This window comes from Myroides odoratus (assembly GCF_001549985.1).
Classification (GTDB): Bacteria; Bacteroidota; Bacteroidia; order Flavobacteriales; family Flavobacteriaceae; genus Flavobacterium; species Flavobacterium odoratum_A.
Window position 1 is genome coordinate 24,288 of sequence record NZ_LROZ01000007.1, and the last position, 22,252, is coordinate 46,539.

22 protein-coding genes are annotated in these 22,252 nt (G+C 36.3%); 6 read left to right on the plus strand and 16 right to left on the minus strand.

Going from position 1 to position 22,252, the window contains the following annotated elements:
- The first annotated feature begins 597 nt into the window (after nt 1–597).
- Nucleotides 598–1,824 carry an MFS transporter gene (locus AWV75_RS09245; protein WP_060874081.1) on the plus strand — a complete coding sequence of 409 codons (1,227 nt, stop codon included), beginning with the start codon at nt 598–600 and terminating at the stop codon, nt 1,822–1,824.
- A gap of 81 nt (nt 1,825–1,905) precedes the next feature.
- On the opposite strand, the gene AWV75_RS09250 is transcribed toward AWV75_RS09245, so the two are convergent.
- The 7 genes from AWV75_RS09250 to AWV75_RS09290 form a co-directional block, all read right to left on the minus strand.
- On the minus strand, nt 1,906–2,226 hold the full coding sequence (locus AWV75_RS09250; protein ID WP_060874082.1) for a hypothetical protein: 321 nt from the start codon (nt 2,224–2,226) through the stop codon (nt 1,906–1,908).
- 804 nt (nt 2,227–3,030) lie between these two features.
- Nucleotides 3,031–3,552: an STM3941 family protein gene (locus tag AWV75_RS09255; RefSeq protein WP_060874083.1), complete on the minus strand. Its 522-nt coding sequence runs from the start codon at nt 3,550–3,552 to the stop codon at nt 3,031–3,033.
- 129 nt (nt 3,553–3,681) lie between these two features.
- Nucleotides 3,682–4,143: a hypothetical protein gene (locus AWV75_RS09260; protein WP_060874084.1), complete on the minus strand. Its 462-nt coding sequence runs from the start codon at nt 4,141–4,143 to the stop codon at nt 3,682–3,684.
- 135 nt (nt 4,144–4,278) lie between these two features.
- Entirely contained in the window at nt 4,279–4,521 is a 243-nt protein-coding gene (locus tag AWV75_RS09265; RefSeq protein WP_060874085.1) for a hypothetical protein, read from the minus strand.
- A gap of 1,304 nt (nt 4,522–5,825) precedes the next feature.
- Entirely contained in the window at nt 5,826–6,578 is a 753-nt protein-coding gene (locus tag AWV75_RS09280; RefSeq protein WP_060874088.1) for an MBL fold metallo-hydrolase, read from the minus strand.
- A 75-nt stretch (nt 6,579–6,653) separates the two neighbouring features.
- The gene (locus tag AWV75_RS09285) at nt 6,654–7,475 is read right to left on the minus strand and encodes an AraC family transcriptional regulator (protein WP_060874089.1); all 822 of its coding nucleotides are present in this window, start codon (nt 7,473–7,475) and stop codon (nt 6,654–6,656) included.
- A 24-nt stretch (nt 7,476–7,499) separates the two neighbouring features.
- The gene (locus tag AWV75_RS09290) at nt 7,500–7,778 is read right to left on the minus strand and encodes a (2Fe-2S) ferredoxin domain-containing protein (protein ID WP_002985161.1); all 279 of its coding nucleotides are present in this window, start codon (nt 7,776–7,778) and stop codon (nt 7,500–7,502) included.
- Nucleotides 7,779–7,842: 64 nt separating this feature from the next.
- On the opposite strand from AWV75_RS09290, the gene AWV75_RS09295 reads away from it, so the two are divergent.
- On the plus strand, nt 7,843–8,958 hold the full coding sequence (locus AWV75_RS09295; RefSeq protein WP_060874090.1) for a DUF3810 domain-containing protein: 1,116 nt from the start codon (nt 7,843–7,845) through the stop codon (nt 8,956–8,958).
- Here AWV75_RS09295 and AWV75_RS09300 read toward each other — a convergent pair.
- The 5 genes from AWV75_RS09300 to guaA form a co-directional block, all read right to left on the minus strand.
- Nucleotides 8,939–10,243 carry an NAD(P)/FAD-dependent oxidoreductase gene (locus AWV75_RS09300; RefSeq protein WP_060874091.1) on the minus strand — a complete coding sequence of 435 codons (1,305 nt, stop codon included), beginning with the start codon at nt 10,241–10,243 and terminating at the stop codon, nt 8,939–8,941. The two genes, AWV75_RS09295 and AWV75_RS09300, sit on opposite strands and share 20 nt — an antisense overlap.
- 317 nt (nt 10,244–10,560) lie before the next feature.
- The gene (locus AWV75_RS09305) at nt 10,561–10,782 is read right to left on the minus strand and encodes a DUF3820 family protein (protein ID WP_002985168.1); all 222 of its coding nucleotides are present in this window, start codon (nt 10,780–10,782) and stop codon (nt 10,561–10,563) included.
- A complete protein-coding gene (locus tag AWV75_RS09310) occupies nt 10,782–11,189 on the minus strand; it encodes an OsmC family protein (protein WP_060874092.1) in 408 nt (135 codons plus the stop codon). Before AWV75_RS09310 ends, AWV75_RS09305 begins: the two co-directional genes overlap by 1 nt.
- On the minus strand, nt 11,189–13,216 hold the full coding sequence (locus AWV75_RS09315; protein WP_060874225.1) for a LysM peptidoglycan-binding domain-containing protein: 2,028 nt from the start codon (nt 13,214–13,216) through the stop codon (nt 11,189–11,191). The genes AWV75_RS09310 and AWV75_RS09315 overlap by 1 nt, the downstream gene beginning before the upstream one ends.
- 68 nt (nt 13,217–13,284) lie before the next feature.
- Nucleotides 13,285–14,811, minus strand: a complete 1,527-nt coding sequence (gene guaA / locus AWV75_RS09320) for a glutamine-hydrolyzing GMP synthase (RefSeq protein WP_060874093.1) — start codon at nt 14,809–14,811, stop codon at nt 13,285–13,287.
- A gap of 252 nt (nt 14,812–15,063) precedes the next feature.
- Here guaA and gltS point away from each other — a divergent pair, with 252 nt between their 5' ends.
- Nucleotides 15,064–16,269, plus strand: a complete 1,206-nt coding sequence (gltS, locus tag AWV75_RS09325) for a sodium/glutamate symporter (protein WP_060874094.1) — start codon at nt 15,064–15,066, stop codon at nt 16,267–16,269.
- 536 nt (nt 16,270–16,805) lie between these two features.
- On the plus strand, nt 16,806–16,961 hold the full coding sequence (locus AWV75_RS18875) for a hypothetical protein (RefSeq protein ID WP_197429575.1): 156 nt from the start codon (nt 16,806–16,808) through the stop codon (nt 16,959–16,961).
- Nucleotides 16,962–17,039: 78 nt separating this feature from the next.
- On the opposite strand, the gene fsa is transcribed toward AWV75_RS18875, so the two are convergent.
- Together fsa and AWV75_RS09335 are read right to left on the minus strand one after the other, a co-directional pair.
- A complete protein-coding gene (fsa, locus tag AWV75_RS09330) occupies nt 17,040–17,696 on the minus strand; it encodes a fructose-6-phosphate aldolase (RefSeq protein ID WP_060874095.1) in 657 nt (218 codons plus the stop codon).
- Nucleotides 17,697–17,778: 82 nt separating this feature from the next.
- Complete coding sequence (locus AWV75_RS09335; RefSeq protein WP_060874096.1) at nt 17,779–18,588, minus strand: SDR family oxidoreductase; 810 nt, start codon at nt 18,586–18,588, stop codon at nt 17,779–17,781.
- Between the two features lie 160 nt (nt 18,589–18,748).
- Here AWV75_RS09335 and AWV75_RS09340 point away from each other — a divergent pair, with 160 nt between their 5' ends.
- Together AWV75_RS09340 and AWV75_RS09345 are read left to right on the plus strand one after the other, a co-directional pair.
- A complete protein-coding gene (locus AWV75_RS09340) occupies nt 18,749–19,771 on the plus strand; it encodes a M28 family metallopeptidase (RefSeq protein ID WP_060874097.1) in 1,023 nt (340 codons plus the stop codon).
- Nucleotides 19,743–20,060: a hypothetical protein gene (locus AWV75_RS09345; protein WP_060874098.1), complete on the plus strand. Its 318-nt coding sequence runs from the start codon at nt 19,743–19,745 to the stop codon at nt 20,058–20,060. Before AWV75_RS09340 ends, AWV75_RS09345 begins: the two co-directional genes overlap by 29 nt.
- Nucleotides 20,061–20,356: 296 nt before the next feature.
- Here the strand turns inward: AWV75_RS09345 and AWV75_RS09350 are convergent, their stop codons facing one another.
- Both AWV75_RS09350 and AWV75_RS09355 read right to left on the minus strand, forming a co-directional pair.
- A complete protein-coding gene (locus AWV75_RS09350) occupies nt 20,357–20,899 on the minus strand; it encodes an RNA 2'-phosphotransferase (protein ID WP_060874099.1) in 543 nt (180 codons plus the stop codon).
- A complete protein-coding gene (locus AWV75_RS09355; protein WP_060874100.1) occupies nt 20,900–22,246 on the minus strand; it encodes an SMI1/KNR4 family protein in 1,347 nt (448 codons plus the stop codon). It abuts the gene before it with no gap.
- Nucleotides 22,247–22,252: the final 6 nt, after the last annotated feature.

The following is a 22,252-nucleotide window of genomic DNA, read 5'->3' on the forward strand; positions in this document are numbered from 1 at the left end:
ATAATCTTTCCTTCATCTAAAACTTACAATATTCAAAAAAATTACTGGTATTGCATGCAATGTTCAAATTTATCCTGTCTTATCCAGCTTTTTTTTCCAATTAGGCATGTTTTTTGAATTACTTAAAAAAGGCCAGCGAGTTTTCTAGGTTATAGGTTGAACGATTTAGTTTGTTATGTTGTAATCGTATCGTTATAAGTTTTTCATTGATTAAGAACTAAACCTACCTCTCATCGAAAAGAAAGCTTGCGTTCCCACATTTTTTTGTTTTTTTGAACTACTATTTGCAAAACTTTTTGATGCTTATAAAGCACAAAATTAGATTGCCCATAGATTTGATTTGGATTTGCAGCTGCAAATAGTAGTTCTTTTTTCCTCTATTGTCTTTATTAAAGTCGATATTCCACAGCTGAACCAACAAAGAAGTCATCAAAAGGAACCTCTGTTCTACTCTTCTATTTTATCTTGTTCTAAATAGCTGGCTACATGATGAACAACTCCAAAATAGCATGAATAATATGCTATCTTTGCCTGCTATTGCTTGTAGCGTTACAATAGTCAAACGCAAAATAAGCTCAATCTATTTATTTGTCAATTATGAAAGCAACTTCAACCGTGCCTTTTTCAAGGTATGAGAAATTTGTCATCTTTATACTCGCTATTACACAATTTACCGTTATTTTAGACTTCATGGTTATGGCTCCTCTAGGGGATTTATTGCTCAAAAGTTTAGCTATGGATACGCAAGATTTCGGTATTGCAGTATCCGCTTATGCATTTAGTGCAGGTGCCTCTGGTTTATTAACCGCGGGATTTGCGGATAAATTTGACCGCAAAAAGTTATTGCTATTTTTCTATATCGGTTTTATTATAGGAACTCTAGGCTGTGGTTTAGCCTATTCTTATGAAACATTGGTTGCTGCTCGAATCTTTACAGGGTTATTTGGTGGAGTGATTGGCTCTATCTCTATGGCCATTATTACGGATATTTTTAGCTTACAACAACGTGGACGTGTTATGGGATTCATCCAAATGGGCTTTGGAGCTAGTCAGGTATTGGGGATTCCTATAGGGCTATATATTGCCAACAAATGGGCCTGGGAAGCGCCTTTCTTTTTGATTGTCGTTCTTTCTATTATCATTGCGATTCTCATTCGCTTGTGTTTACATCCAGTCAATGCACATCTTGCCTTACAACAGAATCATAAACCCTTAATTCACTTGTGGAATACGGTAAAAAACAAAGATTATCGCGTTGGTTTTATCGCCACCGCTTTTTTATCGGTTGGGGGCTTTATGATGATGCCTTTTGGAACGATATTCGCTGTCAATAACTTAGGGGTGCACCCCGATCAACTGCCTTTATTGTTCATGGTTTCTGGTGTTACCTCTCTTATTTTCATGCCATTTATCGGAAAATTGAGTGATCGAATGAACAAATACCTTCTGTTTAGTATTGCTTCTATCTGGTTGATGCTCGTTTGTGTGGTTTATACCAATCTGGCGCAAATTCCGCTGTGGTTGGTCATGGTTATCAATATCTTGATGATGTTTGGAATTATGAGTCGCATGGTGCCTTCTTCTGCCCTTACAAGTGCGGTTCCTGAAGGAAAAGACCGCGGAGCCTTCATGAGTATCAACGCGTCTATTCAACAGATTGCTGGCGGAATCGCCGCAGCTATTGCTGGACTCATCGTTTATCAAGAGCACAAAAACAGTCCCTTAATGAATTATGATATCGTAGGATACGTAGTCGTAGGGGTTTCTTGTTTGAGTATTGTGTTGATGTATCGCGTCAATCAATTGATTAATACGAAAAGGTGAGGGTTGTGATTTGTGAGATTTGTGCTTTGTGAGGTTTATCGATTAAAAAAGAATTTCCTCCCTTCTCCACTTTCCACTTTCCTATCTATTAACTTTTAAAAAGATCTCTTTTTTGCCATTTTGGTCAAATCGATACACAACAATTTCATTTGAATTTGCTTCTTTAGCGATAATATCTCCTTTTGTTATTGTTGATGGTGAAGAGAATGTATAGCTCGTAAATTTAGTTCCTTCTACATCGTAAAAAGAATAGGTCGAATCTGGTGTGAATTCAACTTGATCTACAACAAAATAAATTTCTTCTTTTTGTTCTGCTGTACTAGGCTGATTCTTCATAAAATAAGTAAACTGAAGAATAGCAACAATGACAACTACTGCAACAATAATAATACTCTTTTTCAATGGGTGTATATTTAATTTGGATAAAACTACAATTTAAATTCTTGATTTAGAAAAATAATACTTGTTATGAAGGCTTTTTTGTTTTTTGTTGGGTGTGATTTTGTTTTTTTGCTAGTTGCTTTTTTGTGAGCATAGGATGCGACCTATCTCATAGCATTTATATTTTGTTTTGGTATTCGATGAATATATCTCACCTATTTTATATTGGCTTTGGTGTTTGATGAATGTTCACTACGTTCCGATTTTCACTTCGCTTCGATTTCTCCTACGCCGAGGTGACATACTGGTTAGGTACTGGATACAGCGCATATGAAACAGAACTACAACACTTGTCACTCACAGCATAACGCGAACGCGAGATGCGACCTATCTCACCTATTTTATATTGGCTTTGGTGTTCGATGAATCTTCACTTCGATTTCTCCTGCGTCGAGGTGACATACTGGTTAGGTACTGGAGACAGCATATGAAACAGAACTACAACGACTGCTATCCTATACAGGAACTCACACAAGCACATGCCGAACAGTATGTCATGCTGACGAAGGAAGCATCGCATCGGTCACTCCATGTAATTTTGCTTTTTGTTCGTTGTGTTTTTGCTTTTGCATCACAAATACACCCCTTCATCCACTCCGATTGATTACTATACATGGCAAGAACAGTTTTAATTCACTTTGTATAGCATAATACCTCTATCAACCGTTAACAGTAAACTCTTAACTAGAACAAACCCCAGCAATCTGTTTTGGAAGGTTGGGGGTAGTTTGATTTTATTGACTCAAACAAAAAGATAAATAAATCTTATTCAAATCTGACATTTTTACTAAGAATCGACTTTAATTCTTCTAAAGAACAATGCAAATTCTTTGTTTCTATAACAATAGATGTTCCATACGAACTTTTATATCCAAAAGCATTTAATTTTTTTAATAAACCTTTATTTCTAAAATATTTGCTTTCATCTTTAACAAAAATAAGGAGCAAAATATTCTTTTTCAATTTTTTCGTTCTAATTAGCGTAATATCTTTCCATTCTATTTGTCCTGTATTAATTAAATTAGTGTTATTTATCATTCCTTCATTCGATACAATCACCCCATCCTCATCAATTAGAAGTATGCAATATCCAATAAAAAGGGGGATTGAAAAAAAAATCAGAAGGCTTCCTACTATTTTAATAAAAACCTCACTCCTAACAAGAGAAGAAATAAAAATGGAAGAATAAAATATAAATAAAGCCCCAGCAATAATTAATAAAAACAATATTAAAAGAGTATAAACAATATTTTTTTTATTCAATTTAAATATAACTTTTTCACTCATTATTTTATCTTTTATGCAAAATGACGCTTTGCATCTATTAGAAGGGGCTACCTCCTGTGTATCAGGTGTCAACTTAATGTGATTGTAAGGGATTTTTCTCCAATGTATAAATAGAGAATAAATTCAATCCTAATTATCATCCAAAAAAGGAAAATCTTCTTCCAGTTTTATACTATGTTCTCTATGTTTTTCAATATAGTCTAAAAGTAGTTGAAAATTACTTAGTTTGCCAATATATTTATTATCAATAGAATAATTACCAAAATCATCAATACAAATTATTTTATCTTCCAACTCAATTCGATAACGGACATCCATCCCATAATTTCCACTTACCGTTTCATCTATTTCTGTACCATACAATAGTTCATCTATGAAATGTTCATCTTCTATCTTAAAATAGGAACTCAAAGAGCCCAAGCTGTTCATAAAATTATTACAGCTAACAGCCATTTCGGTATCAACCATAAATCGAACAAAATATATCGTACCGTAATCTTCTTGCAGCTTTGTAGCTTCTTCCTCTGTATTCTTATTTTTACACCCCAATACACAGAGGAGTAAAACACCAAAAACTAGTATTTTTTTCATTATCCTATTTTTTAAATCCTTATAATATGATCTAGTCTAGATGACAACTCAATGTGATTATAAGCGATACTTTATTTAGCTATTTCAAAAAAACAATCATTGATTTTAAGCAACAAACAAGAATAGGGCTTTGTCCTATTTTTCCTCCCAAATTTCATTAAACTCCACTTCCGTAATAAAATCAGCTTCTTTTAGCTCCAATTCTTCAAGTGATTGATCATACAACATCGTATCTCCTATCATTGGACTATCCAATGTAAGCAATACTTTAGATGTAGATGTTATTTCTACTTGTCTTACTGCTTTATCATCCTGAAAATGCAAATAAAACAATACATTTTCTTCATCCCAGCACTTCTTTATATAAATTTCTTTCATATTAAAGTTAGTTAACAGTATCATCTACTTATGATTCTAAAGCTTTTTTACATATATTCTCACGTTATTTCAAGCATTAGAGAATTCAAAACTTTATTCGTACTTCTTTTGTAATGTGCCTCAAGGACATACGAACTGGAGAAATCTTCTGGGTAAAAAAGAATCGTTCTTTTGAGTATCCACACCTATTCCATATACTCCGTCATAATAACTTCATGAATGGATTGATTCAATGATTTAAAGCAACAAATTAAATATCTTTCTATTTGACATATTCTTTCACATTTTTACTTGAACACTCCTTTCATTTGGTAAAAGGTTGCCTCCAGCATCCTAATATGAACTAGTAATTCTAGTTCCTTGACTTGAGGTACATTGATGAGTCCATTATATACACTACCATCTTTTTCTTTTACAATTTATGCGTACGAACTTCAAATCCACGCAATAAAGGAGCTAATACTTCATATTAAACCATTGTCTTTTAAAATCATAAAAATTAAAATTAAATCAAAAATTACTCCCATAATAAAAGATTTAAGAGTAAATAAATTATTATAAAGCGTTCTATTTTTATTCCAAAAATCTTTTTCCATTATTGTGTAAATAACTGTATAAACACATAACAATAATAATATATATAATAAAACTCTACTTATCATATCCAGAATAAAATGATCCAACTAAATTACTTCTACCATGATCTATGGCTTGTTCTAATCCCATTATAAGCATATCTATTATAAGTCCTTATAGTATTAATGGTAAGTATTCAATTGAATTTATAACTAAAATATTCTTATTATTCCAAGCTGTAAAAATACAATCTTTAGATATTTTTTTTACTCCACCTATTTGTACTGCATCTATTCCTTCCTTACTCCATTCTAATGCTAGATTAAGCAAACTATATTTAATTTTAACTAAACTATACAAGACACCAGAGTTATCTTCCTTCTGATATTTTTTTATTCTGACATCCAAGAATCATAAAAAATAGCGGTATTAGAATTCCTCCAATTAATATTTTATTTTTCATATCTATCAATTTACTTGATTTAATCTTTTGGGATAACTCGAATTAGATTTATTTCTATTATACCACTCTCGTTTTGATTTTTACTACGTTTCGATTTCCCCAAACGGTAAATACTCTAAGTATTGCACGATCGTTCCTCACAACTTGCATCGAATACCAATATAAAATAAAAACGTCTGTAATATACGAAGTACTTCCCTCACGAAGTGCACCAAATACCAATAAAAAACAAAGTCATGAATGAGGTATAGAATTACCATGATACCTACCAACCCTTAAACTCCGCTGCATCGTGATACCCAAACATACAAACTTCTGGATGGTCTTTGACGAAAGTCATTAGTCGGTGTAAGGTTTCAATGCGTTGAGCATTATCTACTGCCCGAGCGGCAGTTAACCCATGGACAGGATGATGGGGATCTGTTAATTCTGCACGTAGATAATAGGCATCCCCAATATAGAAGTACACTTGGTTATCGACTTCAAAAGCAATACCACAATGGCCCATCGTATGACCAAACAGGGGAATTAGGGCCATTTTTAACGCTGGGTAAATCGAGAGATACCTCGCTTCAAACCCCAACCAATTTGCAGGAGAAGTAGCATATGTTTTCATTTTCGGTTGATGTTCCAATACGAAAGACAAGTATCGAGGATTTCCTTGAACAAAACTGTTCAATTCCTCTGCGCCTAGGTGCACCGTAGCTTGCGGAAAATCGAGCAATCCACTACTGTGGTCGAAATCGAGATGAGTCAACACTACGGCTGTTACTTGATTGGGATCCAATCCCAAAGCAAGGATTTGTTCTTTTGCTGAACGCATTTTAGTAAAGTCAAGTCCAATTTGCTGTATAAGTTCCTCGCTAAAATGAAGAGAAGGTTGAGCTAAATCAATACTGCTGATTCCAGCATCTAGCAGCATTAATTCTGTTCCTATTTCAATTAGTACACAATGTCCAATTGCATTATCGCCTATTGGAGATTGAATGGAGACACAATTCAGGTGATGTATTTTCATCGATATTCAAATTTTAAATGAAGGCAACAAACTACGGGTATCTCCTTCACAAAAAATAGAACAAAAACGACAGCATTAATTGGCTACAATCCGCAACCGTTGGGTATACAACTGCTCCTCTTGTTTGTAACGCCCGATTTTTTGTACAAACTCTTTGGGTGTATAGCCCGCATAGCTTTTGAATACACGCCCGAAGTGAGCCTGATCGGCATAATTCAAATCGTAAGCCACCTCCACGAGCTTCTCTTCCTGCAATTGTTGCAATTGGCATACAGCCAGTTGAAATTTAATCAATTGTTTATAAGCCTCAAAACTCAATCCGATATGCGCTTTAAAATCGCGCTGAAAAGTACGAGGAGAAACGCGACATTCTTTTGCTAGTTGGAGACTCGAACAGCCGATATATTGTTCAAAAGCATGCGCAATAGGCATAATATAAGACGGTTGAGCAATACTTTGATGGATAAATTGACTCAAATAAGTCGTAAAATAATCGAGGAACTGCTGTCCATTCGTCAAGTGCAACAATTGATCCAGTTGAATACCTTCAAACAATTCTTGAGCATCGATACATTGATCCGTCAATTGAGCGGTATCGATTCCGAAAATGTGTTTCAACGCATAGGGTTGAAATTGAATACCGAAAAACAGCGTTCCGTTTACACATTGATTCAAACAAAATCCCTTGGTCTTTTGCCCATAAACAAAACACAAAGGCAAAGGAGTATCTCCCCTAAACAACCCCGATTGTCCTTGTCGGTGTTGGAAAATCATTCCAGGATAACCATCCGCATAGATGCGATAAGACGCATGCTTCCCACTCGTTGCATCGGAATACCAATATCCCTTTACAATCCAATGTAAAGCAGCAGGTGGTTCAAAAAGTTGTATCGTCATATTGTCTTTAGGTAAAGACTAAAGTTAAGAAGATAAAACGGCAGCTGTGACGTATTTTTCGAAGATTTTTTTTGCTTTTTTCTTTGTTACTTCTTTTTTATAGGTATCATGTTCAGAAAGGTAGACTACAGGAGCCTTTTTACACATGCCTTGACATTTCATTTTACACAAAGCGTAATCTGCTCCAAGACCACTTTCTTCTAGCAGGTCTTCAAAGCACGCTTTGGCTTCTTCATTGTATCGGCAACATTTTTTTCCATCGCAAACGAAGATTGTTCGCTCACCTTTCTTAACTTTACTCATTTGGATCAAAGTTTGCTGCAAATATATGGTTATATTTATCTATTCTAAATAAATTTTAGTTAAAATGCGCCCAATAAAATTGAGATTTTATCTGGTAGGGTTTGTTGCTTTTCTCCTACTAAAAACAATATTGACCACTAACCCTCAATGGGTTGAACGGTTTTATACTCATGGCTTTTATGCGTTTTATTTACGTATAATTACCACTTGTACCAACCTATTCCCCTTCTCTATTGGCGATGTTCTATACTTTGCGGTAGGTCTCTTCTTGTGTTGGAAAATTCGCCAGCTTTGGAAAAAGAACCAAGAAACAAAGCAACGGATACGCGCTTATGCCCGTTTACTTATCAAAGGGTGTTTTCTTTTTTACGTAGCCTTTACTCTCTTTTGGGGACTCAACAACTATCGAATTCCCCTAGCCACTCAACTCGATTTACAACAAGGATATACCAAACAAGAGCTTTTGGAACTGACGAAAGCAATGATTCAACAAACGAATACCTTACAATTGGCGATAACCCAAGATTCATTACAAGCAGTTGTCCTGCCCGCTGACAAAGAACAAATTAGACAGGATGCTCAATTTGGCGTACAGCGATTAAGCGAAGCTACCCAATGGTTTACCTATAGGAATCAAAAAGCCAAAGGCTCGCTTTACAGTTTACCCTTAACCTATATGGGATTTTCGGGCTATATCAATCCCTTTACTTTAGAAGCACAAGTCAATACCAAAATACCAGCCTCTACGCTTATCGTTACATCTTCTCATGAAATTGCACACCAAGTGGGCTATGCCAAAGAGAGTGAGGCAAATTTTATTGGTTTTCTCGCAGCCAAAAAACAACAGGATATCCGCTATCAATATTCTGCTAATATATTTGCCTTGCGCTATTGTCTAAAAGCGCTTGGAACTGAAGAAACAGAGGCTAATTTCCAAGCATTGTATGCGCAGATTCACCCAGGGGTACAAACTAATTTAATTGAAAACACGCTCTTTTGGGAATCCTATAAAACGGTAACCGATTCGATTTTCAAGTTCATTTACAGCAACTTCCTCAAAATCAACAACCAAAAAGAAGGGATTCGTTCCTATAATAAATTTATCGATCTACTGATTCACTACAATAAAAAAGAGCCTGTATTTACAGGCTCTTTTTCGTTTATTCATTATTCTTTGTAAAACTTTCTTCATTCTTTTTCTTGTATGGTCGTACGATTAAACGCGCTTGACGATCAAACATCAAGTAGTTGTACACCCAGTTCCAAAACACCAAGAATTTGTTTCTAAATCCAATCAACGACATCAAGTGGACAAACATCCATACAAACCAAGCAAAGAATCCACTAAAGTGAAATTTTGGCAAATCAACTACCGCTTTATTTCTTCCGATGGTCGCCATTGATCCCTTGTCATTATAGGCAAACTTCTTCAATGGTTTTCCATCTCTCAACTGAATTAAATTCGCTGCTAATAGTTGTCCTTGTTGAATAGCTGGTTGTGCCATCATCGGATGCCCCATAGGTAAATTTTCCGTTACCATGGCAGCAACATCTCCAATAGCGAAAATATCCGTAAAGCCTTCTACCTGATTGTATTCATTTACTTTTAAACGGTTTCCTCGCTGAATGACAGAGGCTTCAAAACCATCAATCACAGCTCCCATTACTCCTGCTGTCCAGATTACTGTTTCTGTTTGAAACGACAAGCCTGATTTGGTCTCTACTGTTTTACCATCAAAATTGGTTACAATTTCATTGACCCACACATTAACCCCTAATTTTTCTAAAAATTCCTGTGCGCGTCGAGAAGATTTTTCAGACATGGCATCTAATACTTTAGATCCCCCTTGGATTACGTTGATTTCCATCTGTCTGATATCTAAATCAGGATAATCTTTAGGCAAAACGTGTTTCTTCATTTCTGCTAAAGCACCGGCTAGTTCTACACCAGTTGGTCCTGCTCCAACAATCACAAAGTTCATCAACGCTCTTTTTTCCTTCTCGTCATTAGTCAATAGTGCTTCTTCAAAATTTTCCAACACTAAGCTTCGGATATTTAACGATTGTGGAATCGTTTTCATCGCCATACTGTGTTGCTGAATAGCAGTATTGCCAAAGAAGTTCGTTTTAGATCCTGTTGCAATAACTAAATAATCAAAAAAGATTGTTCCAATATCAGCCACTACTTTTTTGTTTTCGGTATCGATGCGTTGAACTTGAGCTACGCGAAAGTAAATTCCCTCATAATTTTGAACCACCTTACGAATTGGGAATGCAATAGATCCCGACTCAAGACCGCCTGTTGCGACTTGATAAAGTAAAGGTTGAAACGTATGATAATTATGCTTATCTAATAAAACAACTTGAAAATTTTTATTTTTCAATTTCTTAGCTAATGCTAATCCACCGAATCCTCCCCCAATAATTACTACTCTCGGACGATTAGATGTAGGAATATTCATCATAACTGCACTATTTTATCTTACAAATTTACGATTATTTATCAAGTTTTGCGTTTCCTGTTTGGGCAAATGAAGGAAACGCAAGCAATCACTTTATCTACTACACAAAAAATAAAGGTTTTTCCTATTCAATTACTAAAAAAAGGAGGTTAAACTAACGATTCAAAAAAATTAAGCAAAATACCTTCCTCTTTTTTAATTTGTCCTAATTTTTTATTTAAAGAAAGAATTAACACTCTTCGCCCTATTTACGGGCATTACAGCTTATTTCAGCAAGGTCTATCAACAAAAAAACTGACCCCAAAGAGTCAGTTTAATCGTTAAAAATTATTTCGAATATTTCGGATTAACGGTTCTAAACCATTTAGTTTTAATTCGTATACCAAGGCCAATTGTTGTCCTAATTTTCCTTTGGGAAAACCTTTGTTGTGATACCATACCACGTAATATTCAGGCAAATCAATCAAATATTTGCCTTCGTATTTACCGAAGGGCATTTTGGCTTTAGCCAACTCAATCAGTTCTTTTTGATTGTCTAGCATTATTTTTGCGTCCACTTAAAGGTTACTTCTTTCTCAATTTCTGGATGTAAACTCAACAAAACGGGGCAATGCATCGCCACACGTTCTAAAATGATACGCTCTTTCCCATTGGCTGTACTCAACATCGACAAGTGCAAAGTAATTTTTTTAATTCTCCTTGGGTCTGCCTGCATTTCTTTGTACACTTCAATGGTTGAACCCACTAAATCTACCCCTAATTCATTGGCTTTGATGCCCATGATGGTCATTGCACAAGAGCCTGCTGCATTGGTCACCATATCTGTTGGGGAAAAAGCTTGGCCTTTTCCGTGGTTGTCTACTGGCGCATCAGTTATAATATGTTCACCTGATTGCAAGTGAACCGATTCTGTTCTTAAATCTCCTAAGTATGTTATTTTTGACAGCATTACTCTACTACTTTTACGGTTAAATCATCATTGTATTGTAGGATATACACTCCTCTATTGCGTACAGTTCCTTCTGGATTCTTACTGTAAACGAATTTATTTTCGATTTCTGTCGATTTCAATCCCAAAGCACCTGTAAATCCATCTTTTTGGAACATGCGTAAAATAACATCTAAGGTTACGTCATATCCTCGAATTGCGAAGCGATTTGGTACCACATTATTCTGTGCTTTATATTCTCTTGCAAAAGCAGTATCCAAACTCGTTTCACTATCTCTTGTTACCGAAGGATAGGTATAATGTAAAGCAACTAAGGTTTCAATTTTAATTTCTCCATAGTCAAATACTTCACTTTTGTCAAAAGAAGCGACTTGAATATCGAACTTATCTGTTTTGTTTTTTAATTTATCGGTCAACAATAGCGCAGATTCAATGCTGTTCGAATCTAAGATAAACGCATTGTTTTTTCCTGCCACTAAGGTTTTATCAATATCTTTTAAGTCTTTTGTTTCAATCAACTTAATATTCGGATAGTGACGCTGCATGAAACGCTTCGTAGAAGCTTTCTTTTCGTCTACAATAACTGTAATCTTACTGTCTTTTTGAATAAAGTACTCCAGCAACGATTGTTTTAACACGTCGCCATAAGGCATCGTTTGCACCAATTGAGAAGAGGGATTGGCTTTTTCATTAGACAAAGGAGAAACCAAAACAATATCGCTATTTGGTAATGCTTTTACTGCATCATCTACATTGCTTTGAAAAAAAGGTCCAATGACAACTTCTGTCTTCGCCAGGTTTTCATTAGCTAAGATTCGCTTCACATCTGAGCTGCTTTTTGTCTCGTTAGAATCAAAAACTTTGACTGTAAGGGGTAATCCCATACCTACTGCTTTATCGATCGCTAATTTAGCTCCTAAATAAAAATCCATCGTCATATTTAAGAACCCATCCGTTTTCATGCGTTCACTGGCATTATCTCCAACACGTGAAGTATTAAAAGGCAACAACAAGACTAATTCTTTTGCGGTATAACGATCCAAAGACTGCGTCAAGTCTACAAAAGAACCTGAAGATTCTATGTTCCATTTGGGTGCTGTAGTAGAACCACTCGCTTTTACTTCTCCTGTAGTAGGTACTTTTACTTCCATGCCCACTTGTAACCCTTTTCTCAATTCAGGATTGAGTTCAATCAAATCCTCAATAGAGATATTATTTTCCTTAGCTAGACCAAAAAGGGTTTGCTTAGGTGCTACGGTAATCGTACTATATTGTTCTGTTTCTTTCGATGTAGTTCCTGTAGTGGTCGGTTTTACCTCTGGTGTCGTCGTTGTAGAAACAGTTCCTTTACCTGTTGTTGGTACTTTGATCTTCTGTCCACTTTTCAAGCCTTCGCTCAATTCTGGATTTAGCTCCATAATTTTCTGAACACTGGTTTGGTATTCTACAGCTAGGCTATACAGCGTTTGTTTTGGCTCAATTTCAATTTCCTTATATCCTATTTTTGCTTTATCTACAGGGGTATCTGCTTTTGTCGCCGAAAGTAAGACATTCACTTGTGCCGATTGATCTGTTGCTACAGAAGCTGCAGCAGGAGAAATATAAAGATAGGAATTTGCTTTTAATCCGTTGCGTTCCAATTCAGGGTTCCATTGATACAAATCCTGCACGCTCACATTATATTGACGACTGATTCCAAAAACTGTTTCTTTCGATTGTACAAGATGTGTTTTTCGCTTGCTATCAGTTGGTGGTGCCGTTTGTGTTGTGGTAGGTTTGCTCGTTACAGCAGATTTTGCTTGCGTTTTATTTGCAGGAACTTGGATAACATCTCCTTCTTTAATCCCGGTTTTTGCATCTGGGTTTAATCGTAAAATTTCACTAACAGAAATTTTATGCTCGCGGGCTATCTTACTAATTGTCTCGCCTTTACTCACGCGATACGTTGTATAATTTTGCTCTTGAGCGAATGCTAATCCACTGGTAAAAATAAATGCTGCAATAGCTATAACAATTCTCTTTTTCATCTTGGTCATTTTATAAAAGCGAATAAGTCGCTATACAAATATACAGCGACTTATTTATTTTTCTAATTTTATTCCCATTCAATTGTTGCAGGTGGCTTAGAACTGATATCATATACCACTCTGTTTACCCCTTTTACTTTATTGATGATTTTATTTGAAATCTCCATTAAGAACTCATAAGGTAAGTGTACCCAATCTGCTGTCATACCATCTGTAGAAGCAACTGCACGTAGCGCTACTACTTTTTCGTATGTTCTTTCATCTCCCATTACTCCTACTGAGTTTACTGGCAACAAGATTGCTCCTGCTTGCCAAACTGAATTGTATAATCCGTGTTCTTTTAATCCATTGATAAAGATAGCATCCACTTCTTGTAATAAACTTACTTTCTCTGGTGTAATATCTCCTAAGATACGGATCGCTAAACCTGGACCTGGGAATGGGTGACGACCTAATAATTCAGGATCAATTCCCAAAGAAGCTCCTACTCGACGTACTTCATCTTTGAATAGCATACGCAAAGGTTCTACTATTTTCAACTTCATGAAATCTGGTAATCCACCAACATTGTGGTGTGATTTAATCGTAGCTGAAGGTCCTTTTACAGAGATTGATTCAATTACATCTGGATAGATAGTCCCTTGTCCTAAGAATGTCGCATCTTGAATCAATTTTGATTCATCATCAAATACTTCGATGAACACGCGTCCAATTGTCTTGCGTTTTGTTTCAGGATCATCTTGTCCTGCTAAAGCATCCATAAAACGTTGAGAAGCATCTACTCCTTTTACGTTTAATCCCATTCCTTCATATTGCTTCAATACGTTAGCAAATTCGTTTTTACGCAATAATCCGTTATTTACAAAAATACAGTGTAAGTTATCTCCAATTGCTTTACTTAATAAAACAGCAGCAACGGTAGAGTCAACCCCTCCAGAAAGAGCTAAAACTACTTTTTCATCTCCTACTTTAGCACGTAAATCAGCTATTGTTTCATCTACAAAAGAGGCAGGAGTAAAGTCTTGTTTTACGCCAGCGATATCTACTAAGAAGTTTTTCAATAGTTGAGCACCATCTGTTGAGTGGTATACTTCAGGGTGGAATTGAATCGCATACGTTTGCTCTCCTTCAATTTTATAAGCCGCATTGGTAACATCAGCAGTACTTGCCAATAAAACAGCATTAGTAGGTAATACTTTAATGGTATCACTGTGGCTCATCCACACTTGACTGTTTTGTGGAATATCTTTTAAGAAAGGATCCTCAGCAATAAAAGCAAGATTTGCTCTTCCGTATTCACGTGTATCTGATGGAGCTACTTCTCCACCGAAGAAATGAGCTAAATACTGCGCACCATAACACACGGCTAATAAAGGCATTTTACCTTTAATCTGAGCAAGGTCTGGATGTAAAGCTTCCTGTGAACGAACAGAATAAGGACTTCCTGATAAAATTACCGCATTATACGCTGATAAATCCTCGGGTAAAGCATTATAAGGCAGGATTTCGCAGAATATATTTAATTCTCGAACCCTTCTCGCAATTAACTGTGTGTATTGCGAACCAAAATCTAAAATAAGTACATTGTGTTGCATATGCAAAAATAGATATTTCACACAGACTACAAAAAAGTTTTACTGCATTTTTTTTATTGCTAAATTCTCAGCATTACGTCTTAATAAAACAAAAGACTTAAATATTTTCACATTCCCATAAATAAAATACTTAAAAAACACGCAAAAATTATTTTACATCGTGCGAACTCACTTGATCTTTACTTATATTTGTGCATCAAGTATCCTTGTTTCCCTTACGAACAGGAGGAAAAAAACTTAAATATATTCAATATGGATTTTGGAATTTACGAAACCTTAATGTTAGCTTGTTTTGTTCTATTACTGGGACATTTTATTGTATCAAAAGTCAACTGGCTACAAAAGTATAATATTCCAGAACCCGTAGTCGGTGGCTTCCTTATCGCCCTATTTACTTGGGGAGCTCATTCTTTTTTAGGAACTGATTTTACTTTTAATGAAGCCATTCAACAGAGCATGATGCTTGTCTTCTTCTCTTCTATTGGATTAAATGCTGATTTTTCTAAATTACTACAAGGAGGGAAATCACTCGTTATTTTTCTTGTCATTGCCGCATTATTTATCGTTTGTCAAAATTCCTTAGGGGTGCTTTTAGCGAAGGTACTTAACTTGGATTTGAGATTTGGTTTGATTGCTGGTTCAATTACCCTTACTGGAGGACATGGTACAGCGGGTGCTTGGGCAGATGATTTTGCCGTGAGCGGAAATCCTCTTTTAGGAGCCAAAGAAATCGGAATGGCTTGTGCTACGTTCGGTTTAATTTTTGGTGGCTCTATTGGTGGCCCTTTAGCTTACCGCCTATTGAAGAAAAACAATTACAAAGAAGTTGATCCAGCAACTATTGAAAAGCAAGAGGAAGCACAGGATATTACCAAATCCAAAAACTTCTCTCCTATTAGCTATACTACCATGATGCATACAGTAACCATGATGGCTATTTGTTTGGTTTTAGGGCAATGGTTAGCGGATTGGAATGCGAAATATTCATTCAAATTACCAACCTTTGTTTGGTGTTTGTTCATCGGATTACTTATTCGAAATAGTTTAACGTATATCTTTAAATATAAAGTACACAGCAGAAATATTGATGTTGTAGGAAATACAGGTCTTTCTATCTTTTTAGCTTGTGCTTTAATGTCACTAAAACTATGGCTAATTGTTGATTTAGCACTGCCTATTTTACTTATTCTCTTATTCCAGGTAGCACTAATGCTATTTTTTGCTGCTTATGTTACCTACCGCTGGATGGGGAAAGATTATGATGCAATTGTATTAAGTGCTGGACACTGTGGCTTTGGACTAGGTGCTACGGCTACGGCTGTTGCTAATATTCAAGCAGTAACCAATCGTTTTGGTCCTTCTTATAAGGCATTCTTAATTATTCCTTTAGTAGGAGCTTTCTTTATTGATATCATCAATGCATTGATTTTGAATATCTTTTTGACGTTTATATCTTAGGGGTTATGATGAGGCGATGAGATGTTGAGATGATGAGGCGATGAGATGTTGAGACGATGAGACGATGAGGCGATGAGGCGATGAGATGATGAGGGTTAGGCGTGAGCAACCTCACAAGTCGACACTGCCTCACCAATCTCACCTTCTCATCGCCTAGCCACTTCACAAAGAGCAAACCTCACAAAGCACAACGTATTATGGACTCGGAGGATGCGACCCCTCCTTTTGTCGGGGTGACATACTGGGTGTAGATACAAGATAATGAGATGATGAGAGTTAGGCGTGAACAACCTCACAAGTCGACACTACCTCACCAATCGCACCCTCTCATCGCCTCACCACTTCACAAAGAGCAAACCTAACAAAAAGCAAACCTCACCAATCTCACCCCCTCACCCCCTCACCATTTCACCATTTCACAAAGAACAAACCTAACAAAAAGCAAACCTCACCAATCTCACCCCCTCACCCCCTCACCATTTCACCATTTCACCATTTCACAAAGAACAAAGAACAACCCTCAAAAAAATATCTCTATGTATCGTATTCTAGCTATTGTCGTCATCTTATTAGGAATCTACATGATTTTTCTAGGAGTTAAAGCGAGTATGCAACCTCCTTTAATCACAGGGATTGGTTTTATTCTTATAGGAGTATTATTCTTAATGAACAAATCAAAACACGGAAAATAGATGAACAAAAAAACCAACCCTTTTGAGGTTGGTTTTTTTTAGTTTGTATGTTTGTAAATAAGTTTTGTATTGTAAAGGTTATTGATTCCCTTTTGCGTAATCCGCTAAAAATTGAGCTAATCCGTTATCTGTTAAAGGGTGTTTCAACAATCCTAAAATAGCAGATAAAGGACCTGTCATTACATCAGCTCCGATTTTTGCACAATTCACAATGTGCATTGTATGACGAACTGAAGCAGCTAAAATTTGTGTTTCATATCCGTAGTTATCATAAATCTGACGAATTTCTTCGATAAGCACTAACCCATCTGTTGAAATATCATCCAAACGACCAATAAAAGGAGAAACGTAAGTAGCTCCTGCTTTAGCAGCTAATAAAGCTTGACCAGCAGAGAATACTAAAGTAACGTTTGTTTTAATACCTTTTGATGAAAAGTATTTACAAGCTTTTACCCCTTCTTTTGTCATTGGTAATTTTACCACGATTTGTGGGTGTAAAGCTGCAAGCTCTTCTCCTTCTTTAATCATTCCTTCGTAATCTACTGAAATTACTTCAGCACTAACATCACCTTCTACAATTTCGCAAATCGCTTTGTAGTGGTTTAAAATGTTTGCTGCACCTGTAATTCCCTCTTTAGCCATTAGTGAAGGATTGGTCGTCACTCCATCTAATACCCCCAGTGCTTCTGCTTCCTTAATTTGATCTAAGTTAGCGGTGTCAATAAAAAACTTCATAATTTTAAAACTTAAAATTTGTTATGTTGTGTGTCAAAAATACAATATTAATTTCCGTTTCCGGCATCCTTACTCTTCTTTTTTACCCTTTAATTTTATAGTGGTTCATCAAGAGCTTTTCATAGGTTTTACCAGGGAGAATCTTTTTCAAAAACAACGAGAATTTCTGCATTGGTGCTCCAATTACATAACGCACTTTCGGTTTGGGAGTTTGGATAATTTTGTAAATCGCTTGTGCCATTTCAATAGGGTCTCCTCCATCATCAACATGTTCATTCATCATCTCCAACGACATTTTATACACCTCTTCATAAGGTGATTTTTCAATCACAGGTGCGTGATAACGCCCTGCTGCAATATTCGTAGCAAAATCCCCTGGCGCTACATTAGTCACCTCAATACCAAACGGTTTCAACTCCATACGCAAGGATTCTGTAATCAATTCTAGTGCCCCTTTAGAGGAAGAATAATAGCCACGGAAAGGCAATCCCATATACCCTGCGATAGATGTTACATTAATAATCAATCCTGTCTTTTGCTTGCGCATGGTTGGTAAAGCTGCTTTGATAACCGCAATAGGTCCGAATACATTGGTTTGAAAATTATTAACAATTTCAGCAGTAGGCACCTCTTCAATTGCTCCAGTAATTCCAACACCTGCATTGTTAATCAGAATATCCAAGCGCCCTTCTTGCTCTACTACAGTTCGAATAGCTTTCGCAATACTAGCTTCATCGCGAACATCTAATTGCACTAGAGGGAACACAGAAGTCGTTACACGCTCTGGATTTCTACTAGTTCCATATACTTTGTATCCTTTTTCATGTAAAAAGTTACCAATCGATTTACCGATCCCAGATGATCCTCCTGTAATAAAAACTACCTTCGTCATGTTTTTGCTTTGTTTTCAACAAATATAGCACAACTAATAAAAAAGACAATTGGAAGTCGTCTTTTAAAAAGAAAGGGAATCACAGAAGATGTCTATACAACAGAAAATAATTAGTATTTTTGAACACTTGTGATCCAATACTTATCCTATCGAATATCCTATGAAAAAATATAGTATCCTAGTTACCCTTAGTGCCTTGTCGTTGGGCTTCGTTCAATGCCAATCCCCACAAACCGTGGTACAAAGCCCTCCTACATTAACGGAAGAGGCTTATTTTAAGCGCATCTCTTCTGATTCAATTCAGAAAAGTTTATTGGTTTTAACGGCAGATAGTTTAGAAGGGCGTCGTACAGGTGAACCTGGTCAAAAAAAAGCTGCTCACTATTTGGCGAATTACTATAAAAAACTGGGGATTGGAATGCCTCCACAGACTACGAGTTATTTTCAACCGATTCCTGCCTCATTTATGACCAACTGGCAAATGCGATTAAAAGATAGTGAAAATGTTTGGGCGTATATTGAAGGAAGTGAAAAACCAGAAGAAGTTTTGGTCCTTTCTGCTCATTTTGATCACATGGGTATTTTGCTAAACAAAATTTACTATGGCGCAGATGACAATGGTTCAGGTACTTCTGCAGTAATGGAAATTGCACGTGTTTTTCAATCCTTAGTAAAAGAAGGCATTAGACCTAAACGCTCCATCTTATTTCTCCATCTTACAGGGGAAGAATTTGGTTTATTTGGTTCTAAATTTTACACAGAAAACCCACCTATTCCATTGGCCAACACCATTGCCAATTTAAACATTGACATGATTGGAAGACGAAGCCCTGAACATCCTTCAGCAGATGATTATATCTTTTTAGTAGGGTCCGATAAATTAAGTCAGGATTTACATGATACGGCAGAAAAAGCCAATGCGGAATCGGTACAATTAATTTTGGATTACACCTTTAATAACGATAATGATCCACAGCGAATTTACTATCGATCTGATCATTACAATTTTGCTAAAAACAATATTCCGGCGATCTTTTTTTACAATGGTACGCATGATGACTATCACCTACCCTCTGATACGTTTGATAAAATAGATTTTCCTATTCTAACCAAAAGAACCCAATTTATATTTGAAACTGCTTGGAAATTAGCTAATGGAGCAAACAGACCTCAACTCAACTAAAAATAGAATAAAATGGGCTAAAATCGTTGATATTTCGATTTTCGTCCTTTGTTTTGTTCATTTAATCCTGTGGATTATTCGCGCTTCCTATATCACGGGTTCCCATACAGGACCATGGGCAACCTGGGTATACAATCATTTGTATACTTCCATGTATTATGCGCTATATGCACTTCCTATTGCCTTGGGATTTAGCGTGATAAACCGCAAACTATCAGTAGATTCTTTTGCTTTTCTATCCCTTAAGTCATTGGTTATTACGTATATTTTGATTTTTATTTTGCGATGAAATCGGAACGCAGTGAAGATTCATCTAACACCAAAGCCAATATAAAGTAGGTGAGATAGATGGTGAGAGGATGAGATGGTGAGATGGTGTGGCGATGTGAGGTGAGAGGGTGAAATCGAAACGTAGTGAAGATTCATCGAACACCAAAACCAATATAAAATAGGTGAGATAGATGGTGAGATGGTGTGGCGATGTAAGAAGGTGTGGCGATGAGGCGATGAGTGTCCGAACAACTGGGCACCGTAAACTGTACACCGTAAACCGTATACTGTAAACTGTAAACCGTAAACCGTATACTATTTAGAAATATACTTCCTATCGATATAATCGGTCAACCAAACACCATTTGCAGAACAGAAAAACAACACACCATCTTCTTGCATTTTCCCTGCTAAAATCGTTAATACAACAACTCGTCCATGACGGGAGCCAACGGCAATTGCGGTTTCTTTATCTCGACTCAAATGTACATGTTGGCGATTCATTTTTTTGATTCCTTCTTGGTAAATGGAAGGCAAAAAACGATCGGCTGTTCCATGGTACAAGTATACTGGTGGCACTTGTGGAGTAAATTCTAAATCCACCACAATCGAATGCCCTTGATTGGCGCGTATTTTCGTTTGATCCTCATTCAAAGAATATCTTTTCTTTGTATTAGTTGCTACAATTTCATCTAATTCTTTTCGGGTAAAGGATACGCGGTGCTTGCCACATTTCTGAATTAATTCATCAATATTTGCCCAGCCATTCGCATCCAGTTGAATTCCTATTTTACTAGGTTCATGACGCAAAATCAAAGACAAAAACTTCCCTATACTTTTCTTCCTAGCTTCTTCCATTTAGGCTTGTAAATCTTCTACAGTTAATTTCATTTCTTTCAAACGCTGCGTTAGATTAGTCATAATGTAATTCTCTTCCGCACTGTCTTTATACTTGTGGTAAACGGCTTGATATACTGGTAGTAAACTTTCATCTATGATCCCTCTTAGCGCTTGTAAACTATACAACACCACATTTTCATTTTCATCTTGTAATGCTTCTTTAAAAGAAACAATATAAGCTTCTTTATTTTCTAATTTACCTAGCGTATAAATGGCTTGACTGCGAATTTCAGCCAGTCTTGACGTTAAACCAGGTACAATTAAATGGGCATAGTCCGCTGTTGCTTTTATTGCGATATAACTGTAGAAACGATACGTTTCTTCCTCTTCTATTTGATCTTTATGCGCTTCTAATACAGGAAGCCAATATGCCTCGTTAGCTCCATACCAGTGAATTTGCTGTAAGACAAATAACAAATTCGCCTCCACTTCTTGTTCTAAAAAAGGGATTGCGCGATCAAAAGCTGTTTTCGCTAAAATCGAAAGCAAGCGTTGTCTTACTACAACTGTTACTTGAGGGATTGTTTGTATTATCCCTTGAAGAATAGGTTCACTTATTTCATTTTTATTGATTAATCCATCCAAATATTCTACTTGCTCCTGTTCAGTCGTAGCCATTTGAAAAGCCTCCCATAAATAAGGGCTCGTTCCACCCCTTCTATAGCCAAACCATCCAGCCTGCTCTGCGAGTAAATCCCCAGCAATAATTTCATCTAGCCAACGCTCATACCAATCTAAGAAATGAGCTTCATAAGCAAATATAGGTTTGTAATCCTCATTGAGGTAAACAATGCGACCTTTATGCGGTCCATTTAAAATCAAACAAGTTGTAATGGCACATCCTTGGGTACCAATGGGTAATAATCCACCAAATAAAGGCCCTACAATTGCATCGTAGGCTTCATCAGATAATTCCTCATCATACATCGCCTGCGTTAAAGTTGTCCATGCCTCATCGGTCATATCGGGATGCAATAGACAAGGATAGCTCAAATAGCGTTTGACATCCCCTGCATTGAGATCTTCTAATCCATCCCCAAAAGGATAAATTCCATAATAAGGGCCAGCAGCACTTCCCATATAGGCGTTTTCTGTTGTATTTCCATTTCCTATTTGGGTTACAAAAGCCACATAAGCTTCTGGTAATTCAATCCCACACTTTTGCTCAAAAGCTGTTATTTCCTGAAAATTGATCCCTATTCCTACTTTATATTCATGCGAATCTGCACCAAATACAACAAAGTCTTCATCGTATTGTTCAATATTCGCTAATTTTGCTTTAATTCTACTTAGTTGTATCTCCACTTTACT